This is a genomic window from Hydrocoleum sp. CS-953, from assembly GCF_002260545.1.
Classification (GTDB): Bacteria; Cyanobacteriota; Cyanobacteriia; order Cyanobacteriales; family Microcoleaceae; genus Trichodesmium.
This window is the reverse complement of the sequence record NZ_LGSU01000890.1, coordinates 1-5,264: the sequence shown is the minus strand read 5'-3', so window position 1 is coordinate 5,264 and position 5,264 is coordinate 1. Positions and strand designations below refer to the sequence as shown.

Sequence of the window (5,264 nt, the reverse complement as noted above, 5' to 3'; positions counted from 1 at the left end):
AAAATTTGGATGACGATACTCTTCTAGAGATTTTTGTCTATTTATCTTATTGGTAAAAATTTCCCAAGGTAGGAGAATTGTGTGAAAGAAAAACAACTTTCTCAAGATGCTTTAAAACCCTCATTTTCAGAATTGTGATGATGAGTATCAATGTTATCTTTCTGATTGACACTTAATAATCGCTCACAAATACTTAGCAGATGTGATTTACTACAAATAGGCGATCGTGGCAATGGTGTTTCAGTATCAGGCCAGCTAGGTAGATCAAAACATGGACAGCATTCAGGAGGCATCCCTTTTACATGAAATGGGATAGGCATTAAACAACGGGCGCAAGGACTAATATCCCACTCTGGAGATAATAATTCTTTAATTGTTTGATCTGTTCCTTCTAAATAACAATCTCCTGATTCAACAGATAAAATTTTTTGCCAGCATTCTTCAAATTCTTCACTGTAGCGATCGCCTGAAATTACAACTTGAGGTCTTATAGCTTCCTGACCATTTCTAATTAATACTTTTTTGCCTAACTGAAACCAATAGGCAATGTATTTTCTGACTTGACTACGGGATGCCATAACTTTTAAAATCTGATTATTTTCTACTTTAATATAGAGATATTTACCACAAGTTATACCAATTATCCAAAATAATATCACAAATTATTTCACATAGTCAGTATGAAATAATTACCGAAAATTATTGTTAGTTAAATTTTTCTGCCAAATCAATCCTCCTTTTTGACTTTTGACTTTCGTACAACGGTATTAATGTCTTAAATATCTGATTTAATTGTAANTTTTCGGAATTATTTTACATAGTCAGTATGAAATAATTACCGAAAATTATTGTTAGTTAAATTTTTCTGCCAAATCAATCCTCCTTTTTGACTTTTGACTTTCGTACAACGGTATTAATGTCTTAAATATCTGATTTAATTGTAACTTTCCTGATTAAAACTGGAGTTCAAACCCAACCATTCATTCCTTGAGAATTAATTAAGAATTAAAATTTTAGGCGTTGCTGAAACACGGTATAAAATTCCTAATAATGTTAAGTTTGGAGCCAAAACAAGAGTGTAAATCATACCTATCTCTCCCTACTTACGTTAGGGAAAAAACTCCTTTCTACCTCCTGACTCCTGACTCCTATAAGATCATACATTTATTCGCTAACGCCAAAATTTAAAGGTACACCTAAAGCACTGAGATGCAAAACATGACCTCCAGTAATCAGATAAACAGACTCAGAAATAACTCCCACTCTACGAATAAGATTACCAAGGCGATCGCGAAATAACCGTCCAATAGGAAAGGAAGGAACAACTCCCCAACCTGTTTCCTCAGCAACTAAAATTACATCACCCTTAGCTGTTAATAGGCTTTCAATTACTGCTTCTAAAGTTTCATTCCAAACTTCTTCATCTTGTTCCAAAATATTAGCTAACCAAGTACCTAAAGAATCTACCAAAATACAATAATCTTCATCAGAATAAGCAGCCAAAGTTTCTGATAGTTTGATAGGTATTTCTAAAGTTATCCAGTTAGAGGGGCGACGATTTTTATGTTGTTCAATTCGAGCTTGCCACTCTAAATCACTAGAATTAATTTGAGAGGTAGCTATATATATTACTTTTTTTCCAGAATTAGTGGCTAAACTTTCTGCCCACTCACTTTTGCCAGAGCGAGCAGGGCCAGTTACTAAGATTAATTTATTAGAAGTGACTTGAGGAGAATTCATAGGAATAGAACTAAATAGGGCTTGCTAATTAAATATCACGCCCATTGACTGATAAAGGTTTAAGCAATTTTAGGTCTAGAAAAAGTACCAGCTTTTTGGTTGATCAAGCAGAAATTGTGAGCATTTTGGGTGGATTATGGCAGAAAAATCACTCTTACTATTCTTCCTCCTGCCTCCTCTATAATTCCCATTCCTCCTGACTCCTACCCTCACCCATAAGACTTTTTCAGCAAACCCTAAATATTCAAGGTAAACTGAAAAATGAAGGATAATAAATTATGGAACAGCAAATTAGGTCAATATCCTTAGAAACATCAAAGTCAAAAAAAATTATAACTAATTATGGCCTTAATTTCTGCCATTATCTGTACTCATAATCGGGACACTTACTTAGGAGCTGCAATAGATAGCCTGTTAGCACAGGATTTTCCTGGTAGCTTTGAAGTAGTAGTAGTCGATAATGCTTCAAAAGATCGTACCCGTGAAGTAGTAGAAGCAAGACTTGCCAACCCTAAACTTAAATATGTATACGAACCAGTCACAGGATTATCTGTAGCTAGAAATACAGGAGCAAAAACAGCCAGTGCTGAAATTTTAGCTTATCTTGATGATGATGCTGTTGCTAGTTCCCAATGGTTAAGGGTTCTACAGGAAGCCTATCAAAGTAACGATAAACTAGCTATTGCTGGGGGCAAAGTTACCTTGATTTGGCCAGAAGGAATCAGCCCCCCCAAGTGGCTATCTCTGGAATTATCAGGAAACTTAGGTTACTATGACCTTGGTGATTCTGTTGTATATATTGACCAACCAGGTTTGACTCCTAGAGGTTTAAACTATTCAATTCATCGGACATTTCTGGAACAAATTGGTGGTTTTGACACTAACTTGGGTCGAGTTGGCAAAAAGTTATTATCAAATGAAGAGTTGCATACCACAGAATTAGCAATAAAGCAAGGTTGGCAAGTAGCCTATCTACCAGAAGCATTAGTCGCTCATAATGTAGCGCCAGAAAGGGTAAAACCTTCCTGGTTTATTGAACGAGGTTGGTGGCAAGGTATTAGTGAATGTTACCGAGAACAACTAGCTGGTAAAGCAGGTTTCGGCCAACTATCGCGGGGGGGTGAGAGAATGATTAGAGGTATGTATAAGTCTCTAAAAAATATCACAGACCCGGCCAAGCGTTTTGATAATTTTGTCTATGCTTATGGTCAAATAGGCTATTTAGGTGCAGCAATTCAGGGCATGATCGAGGGTAAGGACGTTCATTAATGGATAATGGATAATGAATAATTGATAATTGATAATTGATAATTAATAATTGATAATTATGGCTGGCTGAATAAAAGTATAATCAATGCCAGATAAGGCTTATAGGTTTTTTTCTTCTGAAAAAGTACAATGTTTTTTGCTCTTGTAGTCTGAAAATGCTAAAATCTTTCCCCTGACAAGGCTGAAAATTTGGCCGTAGCAGATAGTCTAAACTGTTGCGTGTTGCCTGTTCCCTGTTGCCTATCATCACTATCAGACTTTTTCAGCAAACCCTAATTAATCCCCAGAGGTTTCAAGTCTATCCTTTTCAGGAGAAAAAAGTGCTAGGAGATTTCCCTACTTGATTCAATTCTCTTGGTTTTAACCAGAGGTAATTATTCATTATTAATTGACTTCTGACTTGCGCGTAGCGCTAAAATTCCCATTTATAAATTCTTTAACTATGACATCATCTAAGATTCCAGTATCAGTTCTAATTCCTGCTAAGAACGAACAGCAAAATTTACCTGCTTGTCTAGAAAGTGTAGCTAGAGCAGATGAAATATTTGTTGTAGATTCTCAAAGTAGCGATCGCTCCGCCGAAATAGTTGAGAGTTATGGAGCAAATCTAGTACAGTTCTATTTCAATGGTACTTGGCCGAAAAAGAAAAATTGGTCTTTGGACAATTTACAATTTCGGAATGACTGGGTATTAATTGTTGATTGTGATGAACGTATTATCCCAGAACTTTGGGATGAAATTGCTATAGCTATTCAAGATCCAAATTATAATGGTTATTATCTTAACCGTAGAGTATTTTTTCTAGGAAAATGGATTCGTCATGGTGGGAAATATCCTGATTGGAACCTCAGATTATTTAAACATAAAGAAGGTCGCTACGAAAACTTGAAAACTGAGGGTGTTCGGAATACTGGAGATAATGAGGTACACGAACACGTTGTTTTAACTGGCAATGTCGGATATCTGAAAAATGATATGCTTCACGAAGATTTTCGCGATTTATTTCACTGGATCGAGAGACACAACCGTTATTCTAATTGGGAAGCGCGGGTACATTATAACTTATTAACTGGTCAGGGTGATAGTGGAACTATTGGTGCTAGTTTATTTGGAGATGCTGTACAAAGGAAGCGTTTTCTCAAGAAAATATGGGTAAGGTTGCCATTTAAACCTTTCCTGAGATTTATTTTGTTCTACTTTATTCAACTAGGATTTTTAGATGGTAAAGCAGGATATATTTATGGTAGGTTATTGAGTCAATATGAGTATCAAATTGGTGTTAAGCTTTATGAGCTTAAAGATTGTGGTGGTCAGTTGAATGTTACTGAAAAGAAAGCACAAACTACTAATCCTCAACCAGTTGCTCAGGTAGATTCAGCTAGTAGTAGTTAAAAGAACTCTTTCATTAATTGATAATTGATAATTGATAATTGATAATTGATAATTGATAATGGATAATTACCTCTGGTTAAAACCATCGGATTGACCAATAAGGAAAAAATTTATTTTTTTTCCCCTTGAAAGGGAAGGTTAATCATCCTGAATTATTTAATTAATAATTATTAATTATTAATTATCCGGTAAGGGTTTTGGAGACCAAACCCCCTAATTTTATGGCAGTATTCAAGGTCTTGCATTATTTTTGGCAATTGGTATTACTCTTTTATTTTTCCTTGCCTGAAAAATCATAAAATCCAGTTATTTTCGGCTAGAAAATCAGACTAGAATATTGATGAAAATATAGCTAGTATTCTGTAGGGGTTGGGAAAGTCAACCCCTACTTTTGGTGTGGCATTATTTTGGCAAATTAATATGACTTCTTGATTTTTCCTGACCTAATTTTCTCTGGCTGACAAAATCAAAAAATCAAGTGATTTTTGACTAGAGAATAAGATGAGAATATTGATGAAAATATAGCTAGTATTCTGTGAGGATTTGGAGACAAAACCTCTACTGTTATCGTAGCATTATTCTAGGTATAGGATTATTTTTGGTAATTGGTAAGTGCTTATGCAAAATTAATTACACTACACATTTTATTCTACATCTCCAATCTTCTCCATAAATTATCAATTCTTTCTCCCTATTCCCAGTTAAGTGTTCCCTGTTCCCTCTCTCAACTAGGAAACTTATTTTGCACGACTATTTATTATACTAATATTAACAAACAATGTTACAAATAATCAGGTTGATTAAAAAGGGATATTCAAGCTAATAAATGATATTTAAGATATTTATTCTGACGACTGATACC

4 protein-coding genes are annotated in these 5,264 nt (G+C 34.8%); 2 read left to right on the top strand and 2 right to left on the bottom strand.

The window, feature by feature from the left end; genetic code table 11:
* Positions 1 to 101: 101 nt before the first annotated feature.
* Positions 102 to 578, bottom strand: coding sequence for a hypothetical protein (locus tag AFK68_RS11870; RefSeq protein WP_094672983.1), 477 nt, complete (start codon positions 576 to 578; stop codon positions 102 to 104).
* Between the two features lie 586 nt (positions 579 to 1,164).
* Entirely contained in the window at positions 1,165 to 1,740 is a 576-nt protein-coding gene (gene cobU, locus AFK68_RS11865; RefSeq protein WP_094672982.1) for a bifunctional adenosylcobinamide kinase/adenosylcobinamide-phosphate guanylyltransferase, read from the bottom strand.
* A 342-nt stretch (positions 1,741 to 2,082) separates the two neighbouring features.
* On the opposite strand from cobU, the gene AFK68_RS11860 reads away from it, so the two are divergent.
* Together AFK68_RS11860 and AFK68_RS11855 are read left to right on the top strand one after the other, a co-directional pair.
* Positions 2,083 to 3,009 carry a glycosyltransferase family 2 protein gene (locus AFK68_RS11860; protein ID WP_094672980.1) on the top strand — a complete coding sequence of 309 codons (927 nt, stop codon included), beginning with the start codon at positions 2,083 to 2,085 and terminating at the stop codon, positions 3,007 to 3,009.
* Positions 3,010 to 3,451: 442 nt separating this feature from the next.
* A complete protein-coding gene (locus AFK68_RS11855) occupies positions 3,452 to 4,402 on the top strand; it encodes a glycosyltransferase family 2 protein (RefSeq protein WP_094672978.1) in 951 nt (316 codons plus the stop codon).
* Positions 4,403 to 5,264: the final 862 nt, after the last annotated feature.

Excerpts from the sequence above, each read along its gene's own strand:
- AFK68_RS11860 (WP_094672980.1), top strand. The coding sequence starts at position 2,083 with ATGGCCTTAATTTCTGCCATTATCTGTACTCATAATCGGGACACTTAC.
- AFK68_RS11855 (WP_094672978.1), top strand. The coding sequence starts at position 3,452 with ATGACATCATCTAAGATTCCAGTATCAGTTCTAATTCCTGCTAAGAAC.
- AFK68_RS11870 (WP_094672983.1), bottom strand. The coding sequence starts at position 578 with ATGGCATCCCGTAGTCAAGTCAGAAAATACATTGCCTATTGGTTTCAG.
- cobU (WP_094672982.1), bottom strand. The coding sequence starts at position 1,740 with ATGAATTCTCCTCAAGTCACTTCTAATAAATTAATCTTAGTAACTGGC.